1 protein-coding gene is annotated in these 1,270 nt (G+C 56.9%); it reads left to right on the plus strand.

The features are described from left to right. Positions 1–87: 87 nt before the first annotated feature. Positions 88–1,125 (plus strand): IS5 family transposase, encoded by a 1,038-nt coding sequence (locus BQ17_RS19955; RefSeq protein ID WP_089730142.1) that lies wholly within the window; start codon positions 88–90, stop codon positions 1,123–1,125. Positions 1,126–1,270: the final 145 nt, after the last annotated feature.

Genomic DNA, 1,270 nt, shown 5'->3' on the forward strand with positions numbered 1-1,270 from the left:
GGGCACCTTGCAAAATTGCCTGCGTGGTGAGCTAAGCGAGGGTAAAATCACGCCAGTCCAAAATGAATGCTCATCGACGGGGAAACCATGGGCCAGCGCAGCTTCTTTGACATTGAGAACCGGTTGCAGAGCATCAGCCAGCTGGGTGATCCGCTGGAGCGGCTGACGGCGGCGATCCCATGGGAGTGTTTTCGTCCCCTGCTGGAGCCGGTGCACGAGAAGGAACGCAAATCCAAAGCGGGTCGCAAGCCGTTCGATGTGGTGTTGATGTTCAAGATGCTGGTCTTGCAGACGCTCTACAACTTGGCTGACGAGCAGGTGGAGTACCAGATCCGTGATCGGTTGTCGTTTACGCGGTTTCTTGGTTTGGGAATCGAGGATGAGGTTCCGGATGCGACCACCGTGTGGCGCTTTCGCGAACGACTCAAGGAGTTGGGGCTGCTGGAGCGGGTGTTCAATCGCTTCGACGACTTCCTGGTGGCTGAGGGCTTCGAGGCCAGGCAAGGCCAGATCATTGATGCTTCTATCGTCCCGGTGCCGATCCAACGGAATCGCCGCGAGGAGAACCAGCAGCTCAAGAACGGTGAGGTTCCACAAGCCTGGGGCGAGGCCAAGCGTGCCCAAAAAGACGTGGATGGACGTTGGACGGGAAAGCGCGGCAAACGCTATTTTGGCTACAAGAACCACATCAGTATCGATGCTGAGCACAAGCTCATCCGCCGGTTCAAGACGACGCCGGCGAATGTGCATGATAGCCAGGTGTTTGACGACCTCGTCGATCCCGACAACGTGGACCCGGCGGTGTGGGCTGACAGCGCGTACCGCAGTGAAGAAACGGAGCAGGTTCTGCAAGACGCCGGCTACGAGAGTCATATCTGCGAGAAAGGTCAGCGCAACCGACCGCTCAGTCACGAGCAGCAGGCGAACAATCGCCAGCGTTCGAATATCCGCTCCCGCGTCGAGCATGTCTTTGGCTTCCAGGAGAACAGCCTGGGCGGGAAATTCATCCGCACCATTGGGTTAGCTCGGGCCAAAGTCAAGATCGGTTTGATAAACCTGACCTACAACCTGATGCGCTACCTGCAGCTGACCAAAGGTAGGAAAGGTGCGCCTGCTGTTGCCTGAACAGGCCAAAGACAGGCCGAACAGGCTACCTGGAAAAGTGAATCGCAGGGCATTACCCACCTTTTCGCTCCCAGTTCGGCATAAGTCCGTAGTATTTCATTAACTACTCACGCCCCCCTGAAAAGCTGGATTTTTCAAGGTCCCC

It is taken from the genome of Candidatus Thiosymbion oneisti (genome assembly GCF_900092655.1).
Lineage (GTDB): Bacteria > Pseudomonadota > Gammaproteobacteria > Chromatiales > Chromatiaceae > Thiosymbion > Thiosymbion oneisti.

What these genes read in the sequence shown, in the direction of transcription:
- BQ17_RS19955 (WP_089730142.1), top strand. Translation starts at nt 88, where the DNA reads ATGGGCCAGCGCAGCTTCTTTGACATTGAGAACCGGTTGCAGAGCATC.